This is a genomic window from Glycomyces sp. TRM65418 (assembly GCF_019710475.1).
Classification (GTDB): domain Bacteria; phylum Actinomycetota; class Actinomycetes; order Mycobacteriales; family Micromonosporaceae; genus Glycomyces.
This window is the reverse complement of record NZ_JAJFAX010000001.1, coordinates 229,740-252,492: the sequence shown is the minus strand read 5'-3', so window position 1 is coordinate 252,492 and position 22,753 is coordinate 229,740. Positions and strand designations below refer to the sequence as shown.

Sequence of the window (22,753 nt, the reverse complement as noted above, 5' to 3'; positions counted from 1 at the left end):
TGAAACACCGTAGTGCTCCGCGCCCCCACCTGCTGCTGGAGCCCTCGACGACGAAGGAGGCCACGGTTGCGTTCTGCCCTGAACTCAGAGCCCGGTCTTTACCGCCCCGCTTGGGAACACGACGCCTGCGGCGTCGCCTTCGTTGCGGACATGCAAGGCCGGGTCGCCCACAGCGTCATCGAGCGCGGACTCTCCGCCCTCGTGCGCATGGAGCACCGCGGTGCCACCGCCCCGGACCCGGACTCGGGCGACGGCGCGGGCATCATGCTCCAGATCCCGGACGCCTTCTACCGCGACACGGTCGACTTCGGCCTGCCCGAGCCCGGCCACTACGCCGCCGGCCTGGTCTTCACGCCCGAATCGGACGACGAGACCTCCCGCGCCCGCTCGATCGTCGAGAAGTACGCGGTCGCCGAGGGCTGCCGCGTCCTCGGCTGGCGCGACGTGCCCACCGACGCCTCCGGCCTCGGCGCGGCCGCGCTGTCCTCCAAGCCCCGCGTCTCCCAGGTCTTCCTCGCCGCCGAGGACGGCCTCGCGTCCGGCATCGACCTCGACCGGCTGGCCTTCGCCGTCCGCAAGCAGGCCGAGCGCGAGCTGCGCGAACGCCACCTCGACGGCGCCGCCATCGTCAGCCTCTCGGCCCGCACCGTGGTCTACAAGGGCATGCTCACGCCCGCGCAGGTGCCGCAGTTCTACCCCGAGCTGGCCGACGAGCGCATGCAGAGCGCCATCGCCCTCGTGCACTCGCGCTTCTCCACCAACACGTTCCCGTCATGGCCGCTGGCCCACCCGTTCCGGATGGTCGCGCACAACGGCGAGATCAACACGATCCGCGGCAACCGCAACTGGATGACCGCCCGCCAGGCCGAACTCGCCACCGAGCACCTGCCCGGGCGGCTGCGCCGGCTCTTCCCGATCAACACCCCGGGCGGATCCGACTCCCTGAACTTCGACGAGGTCGTCGAGCTGCTGCACCTGGGCGGGCGCAGCCTGCCCCACGCGATGCTCATGATGATGCCGGAGGCCTGGGAGCACAACGCGACCATGGACCCCAAGCGCCGCGACTTCTACCGCTACCACGCCTCCATCATGGAGCCGTGGGACGGCCCGGCCGCGGTCTGCTTCACCGACGGCGTCCAGATCGGCGCGGTCCTCGACCGCAACGGCCTGCGTCCCGCCCGCTGGTGGCGCACCACCGACGACCTCGTCGTCCTCGCGTCCGAAGCCGGCGTCGTGGACGTCGAGCCGAGCCAGGTCGCCGAGAAGGGCCGCCTCGAACCGGGCCGCATGTTCCTCGTCGACACCGGCCTCGGCCGCATCCTCGACGACGAGGAGGTGAAGGACGCCCTCGCCAAGCAGCACCCGTACGGGGACTGGCTCCACGCCGGGCTCATCCGCCTCGAGGAGCTGCCCGACCGCGAGCACACGCCCTACGACCCCGAGTCGGTGCGCCGCCGCCAGCTCACCTTCGGCTACACCGACGAAGAGCTGCGCCTCATCCTGGCCCCCATGGCCGCCAAGGGCGAAGAGCCCCTGGTCTCCATGGGCTCCGACACGCCCATCGCCGGCCTCTCCAAGCGGCCCAAGCTCCTGTTCGACTACTTCACGCAGCTGTTCGCGCAGGTCACCAACCCGCCGCTGGACGCCATCCGCGAGAAGCTCGTCACCGCCCTGGGCACCACGGTCGGTCCCGAGGGCAACCTGCTCGAGCCCGGCCCGCACTCGTGCCGCCAGATCGAACTCTCCCGCCCGGTCCTCGACAACGAGGAGCTCGCCAAGATCCTCCACATCGACGAGGACGGCGACATGCCCGGCTTCAAGGCCGTGCGCGTCTCCGGGGTCTACAAGGCCCGCCACGGCTCGCGCGGCCTCAAGGACCGCCTGGTCGAGATCTGCCGCCACGTCTCCGAGGCCATCGAGGACGGCGTGCGGATCCTCGTGCTCTCCGACCGCGACTCCACCGCCGACCTCGCGCCGATCCCGTCGCTCCTGCTCACCGCCGCCGTGCACCAGCACCTCGTGCGCGAGCAGACCCGCACCAAGGTCGCGCTCCTGGTCGAGACCGGCGACTGCCGCACCGTGCACCACGCCGCGGTCCTCCTCGGTTACGGCGCGGCCGCCATCAACCCGTACCTGGCCTTCGACTCCATCGAAGAGCTCTGCGCCCAGGGCGTCGTCGACGCCGAACCGGCCCAGGCCGTCGAGAACTACATCAAGGGCCTGTGCACCGGGGTCCTCAAGGTCATGTCGAAGATCGGCATCTCCACCATCGCCTCCTACACCGGCGCGCAGATCTTCGAGGCCGTCGGCCTCGACGCCGACTTCGTCGACCGCTACTTCACCGGCACCGACTCCTCGATCGGCGGCATCGGCCTCCAGACCCTCGCCAAAGAGGTCGCCGAACGCCATCGCGCCGCCTACGAGCGCAAGATCGAGACCTCGGAGCCGCTGCCCCCGGGCGGCGACTTCCAGTGGCGCCGCGACGGCGAAGTCCACCTGTTCAACCCCGAGACGGTGTTCCTGCTCCAGCACGCCACCCGCTCGGGCCAGTACGAGGTGTTCAAGCGCTACACCGAGAAGGTCGACGCCCTCGCCGCCGACTCCGGGCTCCTGCGCGGCATGCTCGGCTTCGACGACAGCCGCGAGGCCGTCCCGCTGGAGGAGGTCGAACCGGTCGAAGCGATCGTCAAGCGCTTCCACACCGGCGCGATGTCCTACGGCGCGCTCTCGATCGAGTCGCACGAGACCCTCGCGATCGCCATGAACCGCCTCGGCGGCCGCTCCAACTCCGGTGAAGGCGGCGAAGACGTCGACCGCCTCTACGACCCCGAGCGGCGCAGCGCCATCAAGCAGGTCGCCTCCGGCCGCTTCGGCGTCACCTCCGAGTACCTCGCCACCGCCGACGCCATCCAGATCAAGATGGCCCAGGGCGCGAAGCCCGGCGAGGGCGGGCAGCTGCCCGGGTACAAGGTCCACCCGTGGATCGCCGAGACCCGCAACGCCACGCCCGGGGTGGGGCTCATCAGCCCGCCCCCGCACCACGACATCTACTCGATCGAGGACCTCGCCCAGCTCATCCACGACCTCAAGCACGCCGGTGGCGGCGACGCCGAGGTCCACGTGAAGCTGGTCAGCGAGGTCGGCGTCGGCACCGTCGCCGCGGGCGTCTCCAAGGCCAAGGCCGACTCGATCCTCATCTCCGGCTACGACGGCGGCACCGGCGCGTCCCCGGCCAACTCGATCAAGCACGCGGGCACGCCGTGGGAGATCGGCCTGGCCGAGGCCCAGCAGACCCTCGTCCGCAACGGCCTGCGCGACCGCGTCAGGCTCGAAGTGGACGGCGCGATGAAGACCGGCCGCGACGTCGTCGTCGCCGCGCTCCTCGGCGCGGAGGGCTACGGCTTCGCCACCGCCCCACTCGTCGTCGCCGGCTGCGTCATGATGCGCGTCTGCCACCTCGACACCTGCCCCGTCGGCGTCGCCACCCAGGACCCCGTCCTGCGCCAGCGCTACACCGGCAGCCCCGAGTTCGTCGAGAACTTCTTCCGCTACATCGCCGAAGAGGTCCGCGAGATCCTCGCCGAGCTCGGCTACCGCTCGCTGGACGAGGCCATCGGCGCGGTCGAACGCCTCCGCCAGGTCCCCGCCCCCGGCCGCAAGGCCGCCCGGGTGGACCTGTCGAACGTCATCGCCGCTCCCGTCGAGGGCCCGCGCACGCAGGCCGCCGTCCAGGACCACGGCGTCGAAGCGACCCTCGGGGCCCGCATCGTCGACCTCGCCCGTCCCGCCATCGAGACCGGCGAGCGGGTCGAGGCCGAACTCGACATCCGCAACACCGACCGCTCGGTCGGCGCGCTCCTCGGCGCCGCGGTCAGCCGCGCCCGCCGCGAAGGCCTGCCCGACGACACCGTCTCGCTCACCTTCCGGGGCACCGCCGGCCAGTCCTTCGGTGCGTTCCTCACCCGCGGCGCGAGCTTCAGGCTCCTCGGCGACGCCAACGACTACGTCGCCAAGGGCCTCTCGGGCGGGCGCATCGCGCTCATGCCCGACCCGACCGCGCCCTTCAAGGCCGAGGCGAACGTCATCGCCGGCAACACCATCCTGTACGGCGCCACCTCCGGTGAGCTGTACGTGCGCGGCAAGGTCGGCGAGCGCTTCGCCGTCCGCAACTCCGGCGCCGTCGCCGTCGTCGAAGGCGTGGGCGACCACGGCTGCGAGTACATGACCGGCGGCACCGTCCTCGTCCTCGGCCCCACCGGCCGCAACTTCGCGGCCGGCATGTCCGGCGGCACCGCCTACGTGTGGCGCCTGGACGAGTCCCGCACCAACACCGCGCTGGCGGATCTGGACCCGCTGTCGGCCTCCGACATCGACCTGGTCCACTCGCTGCTGCAGCGCCACGAGCGGGCCACCGGTTCGGCCGTGGCCGCGGAGCTCCTGGCCGACTGGCCGAGGGCCGCGAGCGGCTTCACGAAGGTCATCCCGCGCGAGTACAAGGCCGTCCTCGCCAAGCAAGCCCAGGAACTGATCGCGCCCCGCACGCTGGTCCTGACCGAGAAGGAGGCCGCCAATGCCTGACCCGAGCGGATTCCTCGAGCACCGCCGCGAGGTCCCGAAGAAGCGCCCCGTCCCGGTGCGCATCCTCGACAACCGCGAGGTCTACACCCGCGCGAGCCAGGAGCTCATCACCGCGCAGGCCTCGCGCTGCATGGACTGCGGCATCCCGTTCTGCCACAACGGCTGCCCGCTGGGCAACCGGATCCCCGAGTGGAACGACCTGGCCCGCACGGGCCGGTGGGGCGCGGCGATCGAGCAGCTGCACGCGACGAACAACTTCCCGGAGTTCACGGGGCGGCTGTGCCCGGCCCCGTGCGAGGCGGCGTGCGTGCTCGGCATCGGGGACGACCCGGTGACCATCAAGAACATCGAGGTCGAGATCATCGACCGGGCCTTCGAGGACGCGAACGTCGCGCCGCGCCCGGCCGATCACTCGAGCGGCAAGTCCGTCGGCGTGGTCGGCTCGGGCCCGGCGGGCCTGGCGGCGGCGCAGCAGCTGGCCCGCGCGGGCCACGCGGTCACCGTGTACGAGCGCGACGACGCCCCCGGCGGCCTGCTGCGCTACGGCATCCCGGACTTCAAGCTGGAGAAGCACCACATCGACCGGCGCGTCGCCCAGATGGAGGCCGAGGGCGTCGAGTTCGCGTGCAACGTGAACGTCGGCTTCGACCTCTCCGCCGAAGACCTGCGCGAGCGCCACGACGCGGTGATCCTGGCCGTGGGCGCGCTCGAAGGCCGCGAGACCGAGCAGCCCGGGCGCGAACTCGCCGGGATCCACCAGGCGATGGAGCACCTCGTGGGCGCCAACCAGGTCGTGGCGGGCAAGGCCCCGTTCGCGCCGATCGACGCCAAGGACAAGCACGTGGTCATCATCGGCGGCGGCGACACCGGCGCGGACTGCCTGGGCGTGGCCCACCGGCAGGGCGCGGCCTCGGTCCGCCAGCTCGACCTGTACCCGACCCCGCCCGAGTCCCGCGACCCCGGTCGCGACCCGTGGCCGACCTGGCCGGTCATCGTCCGCAACTACCCGGCCCACGAAGAGGGCGGGGAGCGCAACTACGCCTCGGCCGCCGCCGAGTTCATCGGCGACGAGCACGGGCACGTGCGCCAGATGCGCTTCAGCGAGGTCCGGGTCGACAAGTCCCAGGGCCGGCGCGACATCATCCCGGTGCCGGGCACCGAGCAGATCGTCCCGGCGGACCTCGTCCTGCTGGCGATCGGCTTCGCCGGCACCGAGGACCAGCCGCTGCTGCGGCAGTTCGGGATCGAGCGGAGCCGCCGCAACGTCATCGACTGCGGCGAGGACTGGCAGACGGAGGCGCCGGGCGTGTTCGTCGCGGGCGACGCCCACCGCGGCGCCTCGCTCATCGTGTGGGCGATCGCCGAGGGCCGCGCCGCCGCGGCGGCCGCGCACCAGTTCCTCGGCGGGCAGACCGCGCTCCCCTCGCCGGTCGACGCGAGCGCACAGCCGCTCGCCGCATGAAGTGCGATAGGCGGAATTGAGCCCTATGGATATGGCATCGGGCTCAATTCCGCCTGCCTTTCTTTCGCATTCCCCAGTGCCTTTTCCGGGCCGGTGAATTCCACCTCTCAACTGCGGTGACCCCCTGAGTGCGAGTGAGCGTCCGATATAAGCTCGCAGGGTGACTCGTAGAGCAAAAATCGTCTGCACCATCGGGCCTGCCACCGCCACGCCCGAGCGCATGGCCGGCCTGATCGACGCCGGCATGAACGTCGCCCGCATGAACTTCAGCCACGGCGTCCAATCCGACCATGAGGCCGTCTATCAGATGGTCCGCGAGGCGGCCGACGCCGCCGGGAAGCCGATCGCGATCCTCGCCGACATGCAGGGTCCCAAGATCCGCCTGGGCACCTTCGCCAGCGGCGTCGAGCAGTGGGACGCGGGCGACCGCATCAGGATCACCTCCGAGGACGTCGAGGGCACGCACGACCGCGTCTCCTGCACGTACAAGAAGCTGCCGGCCGAGGTCACCAAGGGCGACCGCCTGCTGGTGGACGACGGCAAGCTGGCGCTGGAGGTCCTCAGCGCCGACGACACCGACGTCGAGTGCCTGGTGGTCGAGGGCGGCCCGGTGTCCAACAACAAGGGCCTGTCGCTGCCGAACGTGAACATCTCCGTCCCGGCGCTGTCCGAGAAGGACATCTCGGACATGAAGTTCGCGTTGAACCTCGGCGTGGACCTCATCGCGATGTCGTTCGTGCGCAGCCCCGAGGACGCGCGCCTGGGCCACAAGGTCATGGACGAGGTCGGCGTGCGCCGCCCCATCATCGCGAAGATCGAGAAGCCCGAGGCCGTCGCGCGCCTCGAGGAGATCGTCCTGGCCTTCGACGGCATCATGGTCGCCCGCGGCGACCTGGGCGTCGAGATGCCCCTCGACGAGGTCCCGATCGTGCAGAAGGAGATCGTGCGCCTCTGCCGCGAGAACGCGAAGCCCGTCATCGTCGCCACCCAGATGCTCGACTCGATGATCGAGAACGCCCGGCCGACCCGCGCCGAGGTCTCCGACGTCGCCAACGCCGTCCTCGACGGCACCGACGCCGTGATGCTCTCGGGCGAGACCTCGGTCGGCAAGTATCCGATCGGGACCGTTCGCACCATGGCGAAGATCGTGGAGACCACCGAGGGCGGCCCCATCCCGCTGCGGGAGCTGCTGCACGACCCGAAGACCAAGTCCGGCGCGGTGACCCACGCGGCCGCCGACATCGCCGACGCGATCGGCGCGGTGGCGCTCGTGGCCTTCACCCAGACCGGCGACACCGTGAAGCGCCTGGCCCGCCTCAAGCCGGACCGGCCGATCTACGGCCTCACCCCGATCGAGAGCGTCCGCAACCAGATGGCGCTGTCGTGGGGCACCGACTCCTACCTGGTCGAGCACGTCGACCACACCGACGCGATGTTCAAGCTGGTCGACCACACCCTGCAGGAGCACCACCTGGCGCAGCGGGGCGACCTCGTCGTCATCGTCGCGGGGACCCCGGCGGGGACCCCCGGTTCGACGAACACCGTCCGGGTCCACCAGATCGGCTCGTAGATGGGGGAGGTCCTCGTAGGCCAGGACGCCGTCGCCAAGCTCTTGAGCGTCCTCGACCTGGAAGAGATCGACCAGGGCCTGTTCCGCGGGCCGCGCGCCGAAGTCGGCCTCCAGCGGGTCTTCGGCGGCCAGGTCGCCGGCCAGGCCCTGGTCGCCGCCGGGCGCACCGTCCCCGCCGAGCGGCGGGTCCACTCGCTGCACGGCTACTTCGTGCGCCCCGGCGACTCCAAGAAGCCGATCGTCTACCAGGTCGAGAACATCCGCGACGGCCGATCGTTCTCGGTGCGGCGCACCGTCGCCCTCCAAGGCGGGCAGACGATCTTCTTCATGTCGGCGTCGTTCCACACCGGCGAGGCGGGCTTGGAGCACGCCGACCCGGCCCCGAACGGGCTGCCCGCGCCGGAGGAGATCCCGCCGCTGAGCGAGCAGCTCAAGGCCCACCCCGACCGGCTCGGGATCTGGGCGCGCGTGCCGCGCCCGATCGACGTGCGCTACGCCGGGGGCGGCTCGGGCTTCTCGGCCTCGGGCGAGCGCCCGGCGCAGGAGCACCAGCGAGTGTGGATGAAGGCCGACGGGGCCCTCCCGGACGACCCGCTCATCCACGTGTGCGTGCTCACCTACGCCTCGGACCTGACGCTGCTGGACTCGGTCCTCAGCCGCCACGGCGAGGTCTGGGGCCCCGGCGGGTACCTCGGCACGAGTCTGGACCACGCCCTGTGGTTCCACCGGCCGTTCCGCTTCGACGACTGGATCCTCTACGACTCGGTCTCGCCGACCGCCGCCGACGGGCGCGGCCTCGCCCAGGGCCGGTTCTTCGACGCCTCCGGGGCGCACCTCGCCTCGGCGACCCAGGAGGGCCTCCTCCGGCGGACCCCCGAGCCCCCCGGCGTCCCCTAGCCACCCCGCGCGAACAGGGGCGGTCCCGTCATCGGGACGCCCCTGTCCGCATGCCCTGACGAGACGGCCGCCCCATTTCCCGTTCGAGCGGCATATCACCGCATTGCAGCGGGTAAATCCAATTGCGATGGCGATGTTATGGTCTGCACTCGTCCCGGATACGCGCCCGATCCATGTCAGCCCCGCCTTGCCCGGCGGGGGAGTCCATGCCCGGTGAACCGTTCGGAGACCGACCCTTATGCGTCTGACCAACGCGCCAGAACCGGCGAAGACGTCCAGTGACGCCGCCGCCCGCATACATCGACGACGGGCGGAGCGCCGCCCCGAGTCCGCCGCGTCCGACCATGCCAGTGCGCGCCCCAGCCACTGGCGTCCGGACATCGAAGGCCTCAGAGCCGTGGCCGTGGGCGCCGTCATCGCCGCGCACATCCACTTCTTCTACTCCGAGGGCGGCTTCGTCGGCGTCGACGTCTTCTTCGTCATATCCGGCTTCCTCATCACCTCGCTGCTGCTGCGCGAGATCGACCGCACCGGCCGCGTCTCCATCGCGGGGTTCTACGCCCGCCGCGCCGTGCGGCTCCTCCCGGCCGCCGCCCTCGTGCTCACCGCGACCCTCGCCGCCTCGTGGCTGTGGCTCCCGCGCACCCGGCTGCCCGACATCGCGACCGACGCCGCCGCCGCGGCCCTGAACGTCGTCAACATCCGCCTCGCCCGGGAAGGCACCGACTACCTCAACGACGACGCCGTCCCCTCGCCGCTCCAGCACTTCTGGTCCCTCGCGGTCGAGGAGCAGTTCTACATCGTCTGGCCGCTCCTGCTGCTGGCGATCGCGTTCGCCGCGCGCCGCGTCTGGGGCGGCCGGTTCGCCCCCCGCGGCCACCTCCACCGCCGCCGCATCATGCTGACCGCCGCCGTCCTCGCGGTCGTCGCCATCGGCTCCTTCTCCCTGAGCGTCACGCAGTCCGCGGCTGATCCCGTCTGGTCCTACTTCGGGATCCACACGCGCGCCTGGGAACTCGCCGCCGGCGCGGGCGTCGCCCTCGTCGCGGCCCGGCTCCGGCGGCTCCCGGCCGCGCTCGCCGCCCTCGCCTCCTGGGCGGGCCTCGCCCTCGTCGTCGCCTCGGTCCTCCTCATCGACGAGAGCACCGCCTTCCCCGGCTCGGCCGCGGCCCTCCCGGTCGCCGGCACGGCCCTCGTCATCGCGGCGGGCTGCGCCCCGCACCGCTTCGGCGCCACCACCGTCCTCGGCCTGGAGCCGCTGCAGTACATCGGGAAGATCTCCTACGGCCTCTACCTGTGGCACTGGCCGCTGATCATCATCGGGCCGACGATCATCGGGGTCGAAGCGCCGCGCCTGCGGCACTACCTCCTCCTCATGGTCGCCGCGTTCCTCCTCTCCGTCGCCACGTTCCACCTCGTCGAGCAACCGATCCGCACCCGCCGGCCCCTGGTCCAGGTGCCCTCGCGCGCGCTCGCCATGGGCGGGGGGCTCGTCTCCATCGCGCTCGCGGCGTCGATCCTCGCCTCGCTCCAACCGATGCCCACCACCGGCAACGAGGAGGCCGCGGAGATCACCGGCAACGACGCCACCGTGTGGGAACTCCTCGGCAATGCCTCCGATGTGGACAATGTCCCGGCGAACCTCACCCCGGCCCTCGACGACGCCCGGCTCGACCAGCCCGCCCTCCAATCCGACGGCTGCCTCGTCGCCCGCGACAGCACCGAGGTCATGGAGGACGGCTGCTGGTACGGCGATCCCGAAGGTGACCGGACCGTCGTACTCTTCGGCGACTCCCATGCCGCCCAATGGTTCCCGGCGCTCAACCAGCTCGCCCAGGCCTCCGGGTACCGCCTCCTCGCCATGACCAAGGCCAACTGCTCGGTCCCGGACGTCGACGCGTACGACGAGAAGCTCAAGCGCGAGTACACCGAATGCCCCGAGTGGAAGGACCGCGTCTTCGACCTCCTCGACGAGGTCGAACCGGACATCGTCGTCGCCTCGGCCTTCGACGCCAAGAACGTGCTCGCCGACGACCCCGCCCAAGCGTGGGTCGACGGCTGGACCGCATCGGTCGAACGCCTCCAGGAGACCGGCGCCGCCGTCTACTACATCGCCGACAACCCCCGACTCGGCGTGGACCCTCCCACCTGCCTCGCCGACAACCCCGAGGACGCCAGCGTCTGCGTCGGGGACCTCGACGCCTCGGTCATCGAACCCGAACGGCGTGAACAGACCATGGCGGCCGTCGCCGACACCGGCGCCACCGTCGTCGACCCGATTCCGTGGGTCTGCGACGTCGACAGCGGCACCTGCCCCGTCGTCATCGGCAACCTCCTCCTCTACCGCGACTCCAACCACCTCTCGGCCCGGTTCGTCGCCGAACTCGCCCCGCAGATCGCCACGGCCATCCCGCTGGAGGCCGAACCGGTCGACGCCCGGTAGGCCCCGGGACACATCGCGCCGACTGAGGTGGGCCCGCTTTCCTACTGGAGGGTAGGCTCACCTCGTTTTCATAAGCGGGACAAAAGGAGTGGTCGGATGGAACGCGTCGCCCCCTGGGTCAAGGCCGTCAACACGGTCCTCACCCCCGCGATCGCGGGCCGCCGCAAGAAGGTCGACCGGCTCCTCGACCGCGCCGTCCGCGAGGCCGTCGACCGCACCGAGTCCACCGCCCACGGCGAGGACGCCTTCATCGAGGACATGCGCGTCCTCCTGCGCGGCTACGCCGACGTCGAGGGCCTCACCCTCACCGGCTGGGTCGGCGTCCAGCAGGAGGTCACCGACCGCCTCGAAAGCCGTCTGCGCGTCCGCAAACTCCACGCCCTCCGACCCGAGATCGCCGACGAGCCGATCAGCCGCCCCATCGTGGTCATCGGCGTCCCCCGCACCGGCACCACCATGCTCCAGCGCCTCCTCGCGGCCCCCGAGCCCCACCGCTCCCCGCTCATGCACGAGCTCATGTACCCCGACCTCGAGGGCGCCGACCACCGGCGCCGGTCCGAACGCGTCGTCGAAGGCATCGGCAAGGCCGTCCCCACCTTCAGGACCGTCTACGACATGGCCGCCGACAAGCCCGAGGCGTGCGTCTGGGTCCTCCCGCACGGCATCGGCCACCTCGTGCGCGTCCACCCGCCCGGCTACGTCCAGTGGATGCTCGAACGCGACTACACCGCCGACTACCGCTACCTCAAGCAGGCCCTCCAGGTCCTCCAGCACGGGCGGCCCCGCCGCCGCTGGATCCTGCGCGCCCCGGCGCACCTGTGGAACCTCGGCGCGCTCGTGCAGGCCTTCCCCGACGCCCAGATCGTGTGGACCCACCGCGACCCGGCCGCCGCGCTGGCCTCCCTGTGCTCCATGAACGAGACCGCGATGAGCATGAACACGAGCGAGATCGACCTGCACGCGATCGGCCGGACCTGGCTCGGGCTCTTCGCCACGGGCTTCGACCGGGCCCGCACCGCACGCCGGCGCATGCCCGCGTACGCCGTCCTCGACGTCCCCTACCGGCACCTCACCGACGAAGCGCGCGATCGGATGCCCGAGCTCTTCGAACGCCTCGGCGCGCCCTGGGGCCCGACCGAGCAGCGCGCCCTCGACGCCTCGCTCCTCGACCGTCCCACCGGGCACCGCTACGACCTCGCCCGCTACGGCCTCACCGAAGGCGACGTCGACCGGGCGCTCGCCGACTACAAGCGCACGTTCGGCGCCCTGCTCTAGAGGTCGAGCCCGAACGCCCACAGCTCGACGGCCGGCAGGGGCCGCCAGTCCATCGCTGGCGTCCGCTCGAACCCGAGCCGCGCGTAGACGCGGTGGGCCGCGCGCATCGTCGTCTGCGAGCTCAGCACGATGCGCTTGATCCCCGGCTCCGCCCGGGACCGCTCCACGCACGCGGCGGCCAGCGCCGACCCGACCCCGCGCCCGTGCGCCGCCGGATCGACCGCGAGCATCCGGATCTCGGCCTCGCCGGGCCCGCCCAGCTCGACGAGCGGACTACCGGGGAAGGCGAGCGTGACCCCGCCGAGGAGCCGCTCGCCGTCGACGGCGACGAGCACGAGCGCGTTCGCGGCCCGGTGGGCGACGTCGCGCAGCTTCGGCGTGTACGGGTCGTCGAGCCCTCCGAGGAGGAACCCGCCGTCGAGATACGAGCGGACGGTCAACTCCCCGAGCGCGGCGTACTCGGCGGGAAGCGCGGGGCGGATCTGCACATCACCGGAGACCATCAGAAGATTCTGCCTCGCGGGACCGACACCCGCACCGGCGATCCCGCGCCGCTCGACGCCGTCGTGTTCGAGGCCCGACCTTCCACCGGAGCCCCGCCGCCGCGGGCGTCCGACGACTTCGCCACCGCTGCAGGCCGAACGCGCGAAGCGTCCTCAACGGACGCCGATCGGGACCGGTCCCGACCAGTGCACGTATCGTCTAAGATCGATAGACCCCGCATCGAGTGATTCCCTGCCCGCCGAGGCCACCCCGAAGGGAACCCGCATGTCCGCAACGACCGCTCAACACGAGTTCGCGAAAATCAGGCCGCACCTCGACACGCCGACCGCGCCGTCGACGCCGGTCGGACCGACCCTCCACGATGTCGAAATCCCCTCCTCGGCGCCCGAGACCCTGCTCGCCGACATCGCCGCCGCGCTCAACGGCAAAGCGCCCCACGCCCTGATCGACTGCGCCGACTTCACCGTCGACGAGCTTCCCGAGCTCCTCGCCACCGCGAAGACCGGCCTCGAGCGGCCGTGCGAGCACTACCCGCGCCTGTGGTTCCGCCGACTCGAAGTGGGTTTCGCGGTGATCGCCGAACGCATCGACAACACCTACGGGCTCGCCTATTCGCGCGCGTTCAGGACGGCCGCGAGGCAGACCATCGCGCCGCCGCTGCTCACGCAGCAGAAGAAGGAGGGCATCGTGGCCCTGCTGGCGCAGATCGGCCCGAGGGTCGCGCTGGCGGGAGCGTTCGCCGTCTCCGTGATGCAGCGCCGGTACCCCTCGCTGTACGACTTCTACAAATGGTGGGGCCACCGCGACCGACCCGGCGACGTCACCGTGCCCGAGGCGCGGTTGAGCGAACTGAACCACCACGCCCACCCTCCCGGCGCCAACGCCACGCCGAACCGCCGCGAGCGCGACCGCCTCCTCATCGAGGCGATGCTCGCCGACCTGCGCCACGCCTACGGCCGAGGCCGACTCGCCAAGCACCAGTGGTACCGCAGCGTCATCCTGCTGCGCCACTCCCACGCCAGGACGGGGTCGATCCTGCGGGAGCGACTGCGGTCCGTGCTCGCCGAACTCGCGGCCGAAGGCCTCGCGCCGCCGCCGCTGCTGGTCATCGGCGACGGGCTGCGCCCGCCCTCGGAATCGGTCGAGGGGAGCCGGACATGAGCGAGCAAGCGACCTCGGCCGACACCGACGCCCCCGCGGACGGCCCGCTCTCCCTCCCGCCCAGCCCCGGCTCGTTCCTCTGGGCGAAGCGTCGGCGTCGGCTGCGCCGATTCGCGATCCTGACCACGGTCGCCGTCGTGGCGGTCGCCGCCGTCGTCTTCGGCCCGCGACTCTGGGCCGACCTGCGATGCGGGGGCCTCGGCAGCGGCGTCCGCGAACTCGGCGGCGAATGCGTCGGCGTCACCGACGGCTCCTTCGTCTTCCAGGACCAGTTCACCCGCATCCAGGAGGACATCAAGGCCGAGAACGACTGGGCCGCCCGGCAGGCCGCCGCCGAGGGGCTGCCGCTCGTCAGGATCGCCCTGCTCACGACCCTGACCACCACCGAGGACAGCGCCATGAGCGCCGACAAGATCCAGAGCGCTCTCGAAGGCGCCTACGTCGCCCTGCACCGCGCCAACCGCACCCAGGAGCTCGGCGACCGGCTCCGGTACGTCCAGCTCGTGCTCGCCAACGAAGGCGCCCGCCAGACCCACTGGGAGTACACCGTCGGGCGGCTCGAGGACATGGTCGACGACGACGTCCCACTCGTCGCCGTCATGGGCCAGGGCGTCAGCAGCGACAACACCGTCGCCGCCGCCGAGCGCCTGTCGGCGGCCGGCATCCCGATGGTCACCGGTGTCACCACCGCCGACGGCATCGACCACGACGCCATCGACGGCCTCATCCGCACCGCGCCCAGCAACACCGACTTCGCCGTCGCCCTGCGCCGCTACCTCGACGCGCGCGGGGACATCGCCTCGGCCGTCCTCGTCTACGACAGCACCGCCCAGGACCGCTACACCACCACCCTGCGCACCGCCTATGAGGCCGAGCTCGCCGACTACATCGCCGGGTCGCACCAGCCGTTCCCCGGCCGCTCCATCCAGTCCGGCGGCCCCGAGGTGTTCGACCCGATCACCCGCAACATCTGCGCGGCCGAGACCGAAGCGGTCCTGTTCGCGGGGCGCGAACCCGACCTGAAGGTCTTCTTGGAGGCGCTCAGCGTCCGCGCCTGCCTGGACCGGCCGCTCACCGTCCTCTTCGGCGTCACCGGCACCGACATGCAGCGCGAGCGGGAGATCGCCGAATGGGTCGACGCCGGCCGGCTCGAGGTGTTCTACGCCGCCGGGGCCGATCCCGGCTGGGCCACGGGCGCGACCCCCGCCCCCGAGTGGTTCGCGGCGTTCCACGAGGACTACACGACCCTCGTCGACCGCGACCCCCACTCCCTCGCCGACGGCTACGCCATGACCTACCACGACGCGCTCGCGACGGCGATCCTCGCCGTGCGGATCACGAACCCGTGGGAGGTCGCGGCGCCGCTGCCGGTGGACGTCCGGGAGCACCTGCTGCTGCTCAACAGCGAGCAGGTGGTGCGCGGCGCGACGGGCACGCTGAGCTTCGCGAGCAACCGCGGCGGCAACCCGGGCGGCAAATGGGTGCCGGTGGTGCCCCTGCCCTACCCGGCCAATCCCGCCGAGCTGCCCGATCTCGACACCTACGTCACGCCCGCCGAGTGATCGGGGCCTGACCACGGGAGGTGTGGCCGTCGCTCAGACCGGGTACACCCCCGATGGAAATTCCCGTTCGTTGAAAGGACGGCACACATGGGCGCTTTCGACAAAGCGAAGGACAAGGCCGAACAGCTCAAGGGCCGCGCTAAGGAGAAGGTCGGCGACGCGACCGACAACCACAGCATGGCCAACGAGGGTCGAGCCGAAGAGCTCAAAGGCAAGGCCAAGGAAGAGTTCCACGACTTCCGAGAGGAAGGCGACGACAAGCTCCACGACGCCAAGGAGCGTCTCACCGACGACGATCGGCGGCACAACGAGCGTCGCTGACCGGTCGGCACTCGCCCGGCGGCCCAGGCCGCCGCGGCAGACCGACTGAGGCGGGCACCGCTCGCCGCCCACGGCGCAGGCCGCCGTAGGCATCAGGAGCGGCGCACCGAGCGCATCGGGCCGGGCCACGCAGTGGCCCGGCCCGAACGCGTGCGGTCTCACTCCGTCGCCGCGAAGCCCAACGTGAACGCGGTCGCCTGGGGCAGCAGGCGGTGCTCGGGGAGGACCCCCGGCCCGCACGCGGCCGAGCCCATCCCGTGGAGGGCGGCGTCGAGGTTCACCGAGAGCCGGTCGCGTTCGACCAGCTCGTGCGGGTGCCTCGCGGCCTCCAGATCCTCGCTCGTCCACGGCCGGACCGTGAAGGCGAAATGCGGCGAGCCGAACACGTGCAGGGTGCGGCCCGCCCCGGACAGGCGCGCCCAGCGCACGTCGATGCGGGAGCCGTTCTCCTGCGGGAAGACGTACGGGGTCTGCATCTCGGCCACGGTGGACCTGTGGCGGCCGATGCGGGCGGCGGCCCGGGTGTCGGCGTACGCCTCGCCGGGCCCGCCGCCGAACCAGGTGATCTCGTCGAGATCCTTCGGCACTTCGGCGCGCACCCCCAGCCGCGGCAGCGGGAAGTCCCAGTCGCCTTCGGGGACGACCTCGACGGTGAGCCACAGGCGTTCGCCGGCGAGCCGCCACCGGTAGACCGCGCCCATGGCGATCTCGGCCCCGGCCGCGCCCATGCGGGTGGCCACGGTGAGACCCTCCTCGGTGGACTCGATGCCGAGGACCTTGTGCTCCAGGCGGTACAGGGCCGCCCTGCGGTCCCGCCACCGGTTCGCCAGGGGGGCGTGCCAGCTGAGCAGGTCGTTGTCGGTCGGGGCGCGCCACAGGTCGAGCCGCGGCCCCTCGATCGCGATCCCTCCGATGCCCCTGAGGCGACCGAGCGCGTCGAAGCGGGCGCCGCCGAGGCGGAAACCGCGCTCCTCGGCGACGGGCGCGACCCACGGGCCGTCCGGGGCCGGCATCGCGACGGCGGCCAGTCGAGCCTGGCCCCAAGCGATCTCGTGCCCCGCTTCGGCCCAGGGCTCGTCCTTGGCGAGGACGGCGCGGACGGTCAGCCAGCGCTCCCCGTTGACGGCCGTCGGAAGGTCGGTGACCGCGGCCGGGAACGCCGTGATGGCGGACTCGCCCGCCCCGATCGCGGGGACGTCCAGCCGTCCTCCGGCCGTCGGTTCGCCGCCGTCCTCGACGGACCAGACGAATTCGAGGTCGCCGGTGTCGGCGAAGTCGCGCAGGTCGGCGACGGCGACGGTGCGGGAGGCGGCGTCGACGGTGATGCGGACGGGCTCGACGACCTTCTTGAACTCGGTCAGGCCGGGGGAGGGGGTGCGGTCGGGGAAGACCAGGCCGTCGATGACGAAGTTGCCGTCGTGGATCGGCTCGCCGAAGTCGCCGCCGTAGGCGAACCATTCGCGGCCGTCCTCGGTGCGGCGGCGCACGCCGTGGTCGATCCACTCCCAGATGAACCCGCCCTGGCAGCGGTCGTGCTGCTCGAACAGGCGCTGGTACTCGCTCATCCCGCCGGGGCCGTTGCCCATGGCGTGGGCGTATTCGCACAGGATGAAGGGGAGGCTGCGGCGGTGCTCGTCGAGCGCGGGGTCCTTCGTCGGGTCCTCGGCTCGCTGTCCGATCAGGTCGGTCTCGGCGTGGTCGGCGTACATGCGGGAGTAGACGTCGACGTAGCCGGAGTCCCGGTCGCCTTCGTAGTGGATCGGGCGACCGGGGTCGCGCTGCCTGGCCCACGCGGACATCGCCGCGAGGTTCTGCCCGGTGCCGGCCTCGTTGCCCAGGGACCACATGATGATCGAGGGGTGGTTCTTGTCGCGTTCGACCATGCGGGCCATGCGGTCGAGGTAGGCGTCCTTCCACATAGGCTCGTCGCTGGGATTGTGCCGCCATTGATGGTGGACGAAGCCGTGGGTTTCGAGGTCGCATTCGTCCACGACCCAGAGGCCGATCTCGTCGCAGAGGTCGAGGAATCGGCGGTCGGGCGGGTAGTGGCTGGTGCGGACGGCGTTGACGTTGTGCCGCTTCATGAGTTCGAGGTCGGCGCGCATGGTCTCGACGCTGAGCGTGCGGCCGGTGTCGGGGTCCCATTCGTGGCGGTTGACCCCGCGCAGGAGGATCCGCTTGCCGTTGACGGTGAGGAGGCCGCCTTCGACCTTCACGGTGCGGAAGCCGAGGCGCAGGTGCACGCGTTCGGTCGCCGTGGCGATCTGGGCGTCGTACAGGCGCGGGGTCTCGGCGGTCCACGGTTCGACTGGGACGGTGGCGCTCTCGCCGGCGGCGATGTCGATGCCGAGTTCGGGGACGCTCACGCGGGCGCCGGGGGTGGTCTCGACGCGGAGGGTCCCCAGGCCGGTGGTGTGGTCGTAGTCGGCGTGGGCGAACACGTCCTCGAGGCCGTTCTCGGGGCGGTGGAGGAGGGCGGCGGGGCGGAAGATCCCCGAGAGCCACCACATGTCCTGGTCTTCCAGGTAGGACCCGGCCGACCACTGGTGGACCCGGACGGCGACCGTGTTCTCGCCCGGCACCATGTGGGGTGTGGCGTCGAACTCGGTGGGCAGGCGCGAGCCCTTCCCGTCGCCGAGGCGGGTGCCGTTGAGCCATACGGCGAAACAGGAGTCGATGCCTTCGAAGCGCAGGAGGGTGCGGCCGGTTCCCGGCCAGTCGGCGGGGAGGGTGAAGGAGCGGCGGTACTCGCCGGTGGGGTTCGCGTCGGGCACCCGCGGCGGATCCACCGGGAACGGGTAGTGGGTGTTGGTGTACTGCGGCTTCCCGTAGGGCGCGTCGCCGTCCAGGTCGTGCATCTGCCACATCGACGGGACGGTGACCGTGTCCCAGCCGCTCGTGTCGAAGGCGGGGTCCTCGAAGCCCTCGGTGGTGTCGTGGAGGCCGGCTCCCAGCCGGAAGCGCCAGTCGCCGTCGAGGCTGAGCGCGGCGGCGTCGGAGGCCAGCGCCGCCCGCGGATCACGCCGCCCGCTGCCGGGGCTAACGCTTTCCACGTAGGTGAAATCGGTTCGGCTCATCGCCAGGTTCCCTTTCGGTCGTGCGATCGTCCGGTCGGCGCCGGTCCGCCGGACTGCGAGCCCGCACGCGCCGAGCTGCCGCGCGCGGGCGCGACCGCCTCGTCTCGGTTCGGCGGCGGGGGCTCGCCAATTGTCCGCCATGGCGAAGCGGACGGAACCCGGCCCGTCCGGGCCGTCCCGTCAAGCGGACGGCGGGGGGAGCGGCAGGTGCCGCCGAACGGGTGGCGCCGCGTGAAGCACGCGGGAATGATCCATGGTCGGTGCGGGTGCGGGTGCGGGTGCGGGTGCGGGTGCGGGTGCGGGTGCGGGTGCGGGTGCGCGACGAACCCGCGCGTCGTTCTGGTGCGAGACCGTCCGACCGAGGCGCGGTCCGCGGTCGCCGAACATGCCGGACCCCCGGCGTGCACCTGCCGCTCCGCACCTTCACGGCTCGCCGGCTTCGCCGAGGGCCGGTCCCTCAAGGGATGACGTATCTATCGCCTGGACCCGGTGTTCGTCCCGGCGCTATTCCTCGATCGGCTTGAGCACCGTCGAGAACACCACCGCGTCCTCCGGGTAGTGCTCGGCCGCGTACGCCTCCAGCTCCGGGGTCACCAGCAGCGTGTCCACCAGCGCCACCCCGTTCTGCTCGTCGGCCCAGCCGCCGTACACGATCCTCGGGAACTCGGTGGTCAGCTCGTCGGCGATCGCCTGCAGTTCCTCGGCGCTCAAGTCCTCGGCCGGGTCGCCGATCTCCGGCTCCTCGTACTGCAGGTGCGGGTAGTCGTCCATGTCGACCGTCTCGGTCGACACCGGGTCCTCGGTGAGCACCAGCGACTTCCCGTCGTACGTGCCGGTCACGATGTACGAGCCCCACCGCACGCCCTCGGCCTCCTCGTGGTCGACCGTGTCCCAGTCCCAGCCGGTCACCGGCAGGCCCCCGCACTGCGGCGGGTACGACTCCGCGACCACGCCGCACAACTCCGGCGCGTCGCGGTCGACGCCCTGGAGCACCGTCAGCGCGCCCTGGTACACCACGCCGTCGGCGGGCGCGTCCGGCTCGCCGGTCTGCGTCGTGGTCGGCGAGGTCGCGTCGGGCCCGCCCTCGCTTCCGGAATCCGCGCCCTGCCCGCACGCCGCCAGCATGAGCAGCGCCGCGACCGGGATCAACCGTTGCATAGTCATGTGTCCCATCATGTCCTTAAGACGCCGCCCGGCGCGACCCGGTTCCCCGTCATTCAACAGATGCCCGGAACCCGACCTCGATGCTAGGTTTGGCCCGGCGTCACCCGCGCCCGTCCGTCCGCGGCGCCCACCCGACCGCCGCCCGTCCCGAGGAGCCAACGCCCGTGAGCGAGCGTATCCACACCCGTGCCGCCCTGGCCATCGGCGTCACCGTCCTGTGCTGGGCTTCGGCCTTCGTGTCCATCCGGGACGCGGGCCAGCACCTCGACCCGGGGCCGCTCACCCTCGGCCGCGCCGCCGTCGCCGGCATCGTCCTCCTCGCCGTGTGGGCCGTCCGCCGCGAAGGCCTGCCCGATCGCCGCGCCTGGCCCGGCATCCTCACCGCCGGGGTGCTCTGGTTCGGCGTCTACATGGTCGCCCTCAACTGGGGCGAGCAGCTCGTCGACGCCGGGACCGCCGCGCTCATCGTCAACATCGGACCGATCCTCATCGCGCTGTTCGGCGGCTGGGTCCTCAAGGAGGGCTTCCCGCCCCGCCTCTTCATCGGCATCGCCATCTCCTTCGCGGGGGTCGCGGTCGTGAGCCTCTCGATGTCCCGCGACGGCGCCGCCTCGATCGCCGGGGTGCTGCTGTGCCTGGTCTCGGCCCTGACGTACGCCATCAGCGCGGTCGTCCAGAAACCCACCCTGCGCCACTGCACCACGCTGCAGTTCACCGCCTTCGGCAACGCGATCGCCGCGGTCCTGTGCCTGCCGTTCGCCCCGCTCCTGTTCTCCCAGCTGGAGTCCGCGCCGACCTCGGCGGCGCTCCACGTGCTCTATCTCGGTCTGGTCCCGACCGCGCTGGCCTTCCTCACCTGGGGTTACGCGCTGCGGTACACCACGGCGGGGAAGCTGGGCGCGACGACGTACGTGGTCCCGGCGATCGTCGTCGGCATGTCCTGGCTCTTCCTCGGCGAGGTCCCGACCTGGCTGACGCTCGCCGGCGGTGCGTTGGCGCTCCTCGGCGTGGCGATCTCGCGGTCGCGGGGACGCCAGGGCGAGCCCGCCGCCGTTCCGCCGGTGGAGGCCACCGACGTCGCCGCGCCGGCGCCGAAGTCTTAAGCGCCGGATCAGTTCCCCAGCTGCGCCGCGAGCCGCTCCAGACGCGTCTTCCACGCCTCCTCGGCCGGTCCGACGTCCTCGGGGGAGGCGAGCTTCGCGACCTCGACCTGCACGGCCGTCTTCGTCTCGCCCTGCACCGACAGGTTCACGAGGACCCGGCTGCCGTCCGAGGCGTCGAAGCGCACCGATGCCGGCGGGGAGGCGCTGCGCTGGACGAGCTCGAGGTCGCCGACCCATCCGGCCTGCGTCTCGGGATCGGCCAGATGCTCGAACGCCGCGCCGATCGGCACGTCCAGGGTCTTGGAGACGGTGGCGCTGAAGGCGCCGTCGGGTCGCTGCCCCGGTGCCCGCACACCGCGCTCCTGCTCATAGCCGACGGTGATGGACTGGGCCCACCAGCCGTCGATCTCGAACTCGCGCATCAGCAGCCGGGCGATGGCGGCGTGGTCGAGCTCGGCCGCGCCCCGTTCGTCGAGGAGGGCCAGCCAGGTCTTCCAGTCCGCGCCGGTGCCTTCGATGAGCGCCTGGTCGGACATGGTCCGGCGACGCGGTGCCGTCGATTCACCCATGCGTCCAGCGTAGGGGAGGAGGGTGACGTCAGCGCCGCGTCTCGGGGAAAGCGCGGCGTCGATCGGGCGCCGCGGCGTTGAATCCCGCGCGGCTCGAGCCGTGCCGCGTCGCGACGACCGGTGCGTCGTCTCTGTGACACTTTTCCCGTTTCTAGCGGTTTCCTCCGTGAATATCACTGCTCGGGCATTAACGTTCCCTCTCGAACCGACTCGGAACGGAGCCCGCATGATCCCTGCCCGACTTGCGGCCGCGGCCCTCGCCGCGGCCGCCCCGCTCGTTCTCCTGCCCGCCGCCGCGGCCCAGGCGCTCCCTTTCGCGACCGAGTACGCGGCGCTCGGCGACTCCTACTCTTCCGGGACCGGCGCCGGCGACTACTTCGACCACGAGTGCCTGCGCTCGAATCTGGCGTACCCGAGCCTCCTGGCGAACGCGCTGGAGGCCGAGCTGGCGTTCGCGGCCTGTTCGGGCGCGACGACCGCCGATCTGCTGGCCACGCAGCTCGACTCACTCGACGCCGAGACCGATCTGGTCACGGTCACCATCGGGGGCAACGACATCGGATGGGCCGAGGCCATCCGGACCTGTATCACCCCGTTGACCGACTGCACCGACGACATCGAAGCGGCCGAGGCCCGCATGAGCGACGAACTGCCCGGTCTGCTCGACGGCGCGTACAGCGCGATCTCGGGTCGTGCCCCGAACGCCGCGGTCTACGTGCTCGGCTATCCGCGGCTGTTCAACGAGCGGGACACGTGCGATGCGTTCGGGCAGAACAGCATCGCCGAGCAGCGGCGCATGAACCAGGCGGCCGACCGGCTCGCCGAGGTGCTCCAGAGCACCGCCGAGCGGCACGGATTCACCTATGTGGACGTCCGCGAGGCCTTCGCGGGCCACGCGGTGTGCGACGAGGTCGAGTACCTGCACGGCCTGCGCCATCCTGTCGCCGAGTCCTACCACCCGAACGCCATGGGGCACCGCGACGGCTACTACCCGGCGATCGCCGGAGCGCTCTAGGACCATGATCGAGTCGCCCGCTGAACCGCCTGGCCCACAACGCAGTACGAGA

15 protein-coding genes are annotated in these 22,753 nt (G+C 71.6%); 11 read left to right on the top strand and 4 right to left on the bottom strand.

Translation table 11 applies throughout. The annotated features are described in order from the left end of the window. Positions 1 to 66 precede the first annotated feature (66 nt). The 6 genes from gltB to K3N28_RS01020 all read left to right on the top strand — a co-directional run bounded on the left by gltB (position 67) and on the right by K3N28_RS01020 (position 12,225). Complete coding sequence (gene gltB / locus K3N28_RS01045) at positions 67 to 4,578, top strand: glutamate synthase large subunit (RefSeq protein ID WP_228090618.1); 4,512 nt, start codon at positions 67 to 69, stop codon at positions 4,576 to 4,578. Next, positions 4,571 to 6,040, top strand: a complete 1,470-nt coding sequence (locus K3N28_RS01040) for a glutamate synthase subunit beta (RefSeq protein ID WP_228090617.1) — start codon at positions 4,571 to 4,573, stop codon at positions 6,038 to 6,040. Before gltB ends, K3N28_RS01040 begins: the two co-directional genes overlap by 8 nt. Positions 6,041 to 6,200: 160 nt before the next feature. Beyond that, the gene (gene pyk / locus K3N28_RS01035) at positions 6,201 to 7,610 is read left to right on the top strand and encodes a pyruvate kinase (protein WP_228090616.1); all 1,410 of its coding nucleotides are present in this window, start codon (positions 6,201 to 6,203) and stop codon (positions 7,608 to 7,610) included. Continuing rightward, positions 7,611 to 8,507, top strand: coding sequence for an acyl-CoA thioesterase II (locus tag K3N28_RS01030; RefSeq protein WP_228090615.1), 897 nt, complete (start codon positions 7,611 to 7,613; stop codon positions 8,505 to 8,507). 238 nt (positions 8,508 to 8,745) lie between these two features. Then, on the top strand, positions 8,746 to 10,950 hold the full coding sequence (locus K3N28_RS01025) for an acyltransferase family protein (protein ID WP_228090614.1): 2,205 nt from the start codon (positions 8,746 to 8,748) through the stop codon (positions 10,948 to 10,950). 96 nt (positions 10,951 to 11,046) lie between these two features. Further along, a complete protein-coding gene (locus K3N28_RS01020) occupies positions 11,047 to 12,225 on the top strand; it encodes a sulfotransferase (protein WP_228090613.1) in 1,179 nt (392 codons plus the stop codon). Here the strand turns inward: K3N28_RS01020 and K3N28_RS01015 are convergent. After that, positions 12,222 to 12,728 carry a GNAT family N-acetyltransferase gene (locus K3N28_RS01015; RefSeq protein WP_228090612.1) on the bottom strand — a complete coding sequence of 169 codons (507 nt, stop codon included), beginning with the start codon at positions 12,726 to 12,728 and terminating at the stop codon, positions 12,222 to 12,224. The genes K3N28_RS01020 and K3N28_RS01015 overlap by 4 nt on opposite strands. A gap of 265 nt (positions 12,729 to 12,993) precedes the next feature. On the opposite strand from K3N28_RS01015, the gene K3N28_RS01010 reads away from it, so the two are divergent. The 3 genes from K3N28_RS01010 to K3N28_RS01000 all read left to right on the top strand — a co-directional run bounded on the left by K3N28_RS01010 (position 12,994) and on the right by K3N28_RS01000 (position 15,773). Continuing rightward, complete coding sequence (locus K3N28_RS01010) at positions 12,994 to 13,890, top strand: hypothetical protein (protein ID WP_228090611.1); 897 nt, start codon at positions 12,994 to 12,996, stop codon at positions 13,888 to 13,890. Then, complete coding sequence (locus K3N28_RS01005; RefSeq protein ID WP_228090610.1) at positions 13,887 to 15,452, top strand: ABC transporter substrate-binding protein; 1,566 nt, start codon at positions 13,887 to 13,889, stop codon at positions 15,450 to 15,452. The genes K3N28_RS01010 and K3N28_RS01005 overlap by 4 nt, the downstream gene beginning before the upstream one ends. Positions 15,453 to 15,539: 87 nt before the next feature. Next, positions 15,540 to 15,773 (top strand): CsbD family protein, encoded by a 234-nt coding sequence (locus tag K3N28_RS01000; protein WP_228090609.1) that lies wholly within the window; start codon positions 15,540 to 15,542, stop codon positions 15,771 to 15,773. 158 nt (positions 15,774 to 15,931) lie between these two features. On the opposite strand, the gene K3N28_RS00995 is transcribed toward K3N28_RS01000, so the two are convergent. Both K3N28_RS00995 and K3N28_RS00990 read right to left on the bottom strand, forming a co-directional pair. Continuing rightward, the gene (locus K3N28_RS00995) at positions 15,932 to 18,850 is read right to left on the bottom strand and encodes a glycoside hydrolase family 2 TIM barrel-domain containing protein (protein WP_228090608.1); all 2,919 of its coding nucleotides are present in this window, start codon (positions 18,848 to 18,850) and stop codon (positions 15,932 to 15,934) included. Between the two features lie 504 nt (positions 18,851 to 19,354). Next, complete coding sequence (locus K3N28_RS00990) at positions 19,355 to 20,014, bottom strand: hypothetical protein (RefSeq protein ID WP_228090607.1); 660 nt, start codon at positions 20,012 to 20,014, stop codon at positions 19,355 to 19,357. 164 nt (positions 20,015 to 20,178) lie between these two features. Here K3N28_RS00990 and K3N28_RS00985 point away from each other — a divergent pair, with 164 nt between their 5' ends. Then, positions 20,179 to 21,117 carry a DMT family transporter gene (locus tag K3N28_RS00985; RefSeq protein WP_228090606.1) on the top strand — a complete coding sequence of 313 codons (939 nt, stop codon included), beginning with the start codon at positions 20,179 to 20,181 and terminating at the stop codon, positions 21,115 to 21,117. 8 nt (positions 21,118 to 21,125) lie between these two features. Here K3N28_RS00985 and K3N28_RS00980 read toward each other — a convergent pair whose 3' ends face one another. Continuing rightward, the gene (locus tag K3N28_RS00980; RefSeq protein ID WP_228090605.1) at positions 21,126 to 21,686 is read right to left on the bottom strand and encodes a hypothetical protein; all 561 of its coding nucleotides are present in this window, start codon (positions 21,684 to 21,686) and stop codon (positions 21,126 to 21,128) included. A gap of 226 nt (positions 21,687 to 21,912) precedes the next feature. Between K3N28_RS00980 and K3N28_RS00975 the strand changes: the two genes are divergently transcribed. Beyond that, positions 21,913 to 22,701: an SGNH/GDSL hydrolase family protein gene (locus tag K3N28_RS00975; protein WP_228090604.1), complete on the top strand. Its 789-nt coding sequence runs from the start codon at positions 21,913 to 21,915 to the stop codon at positions 22,699 to 22,701. Positions 22,702 to 22,753 lie beyond the last annotated feature (52 nt).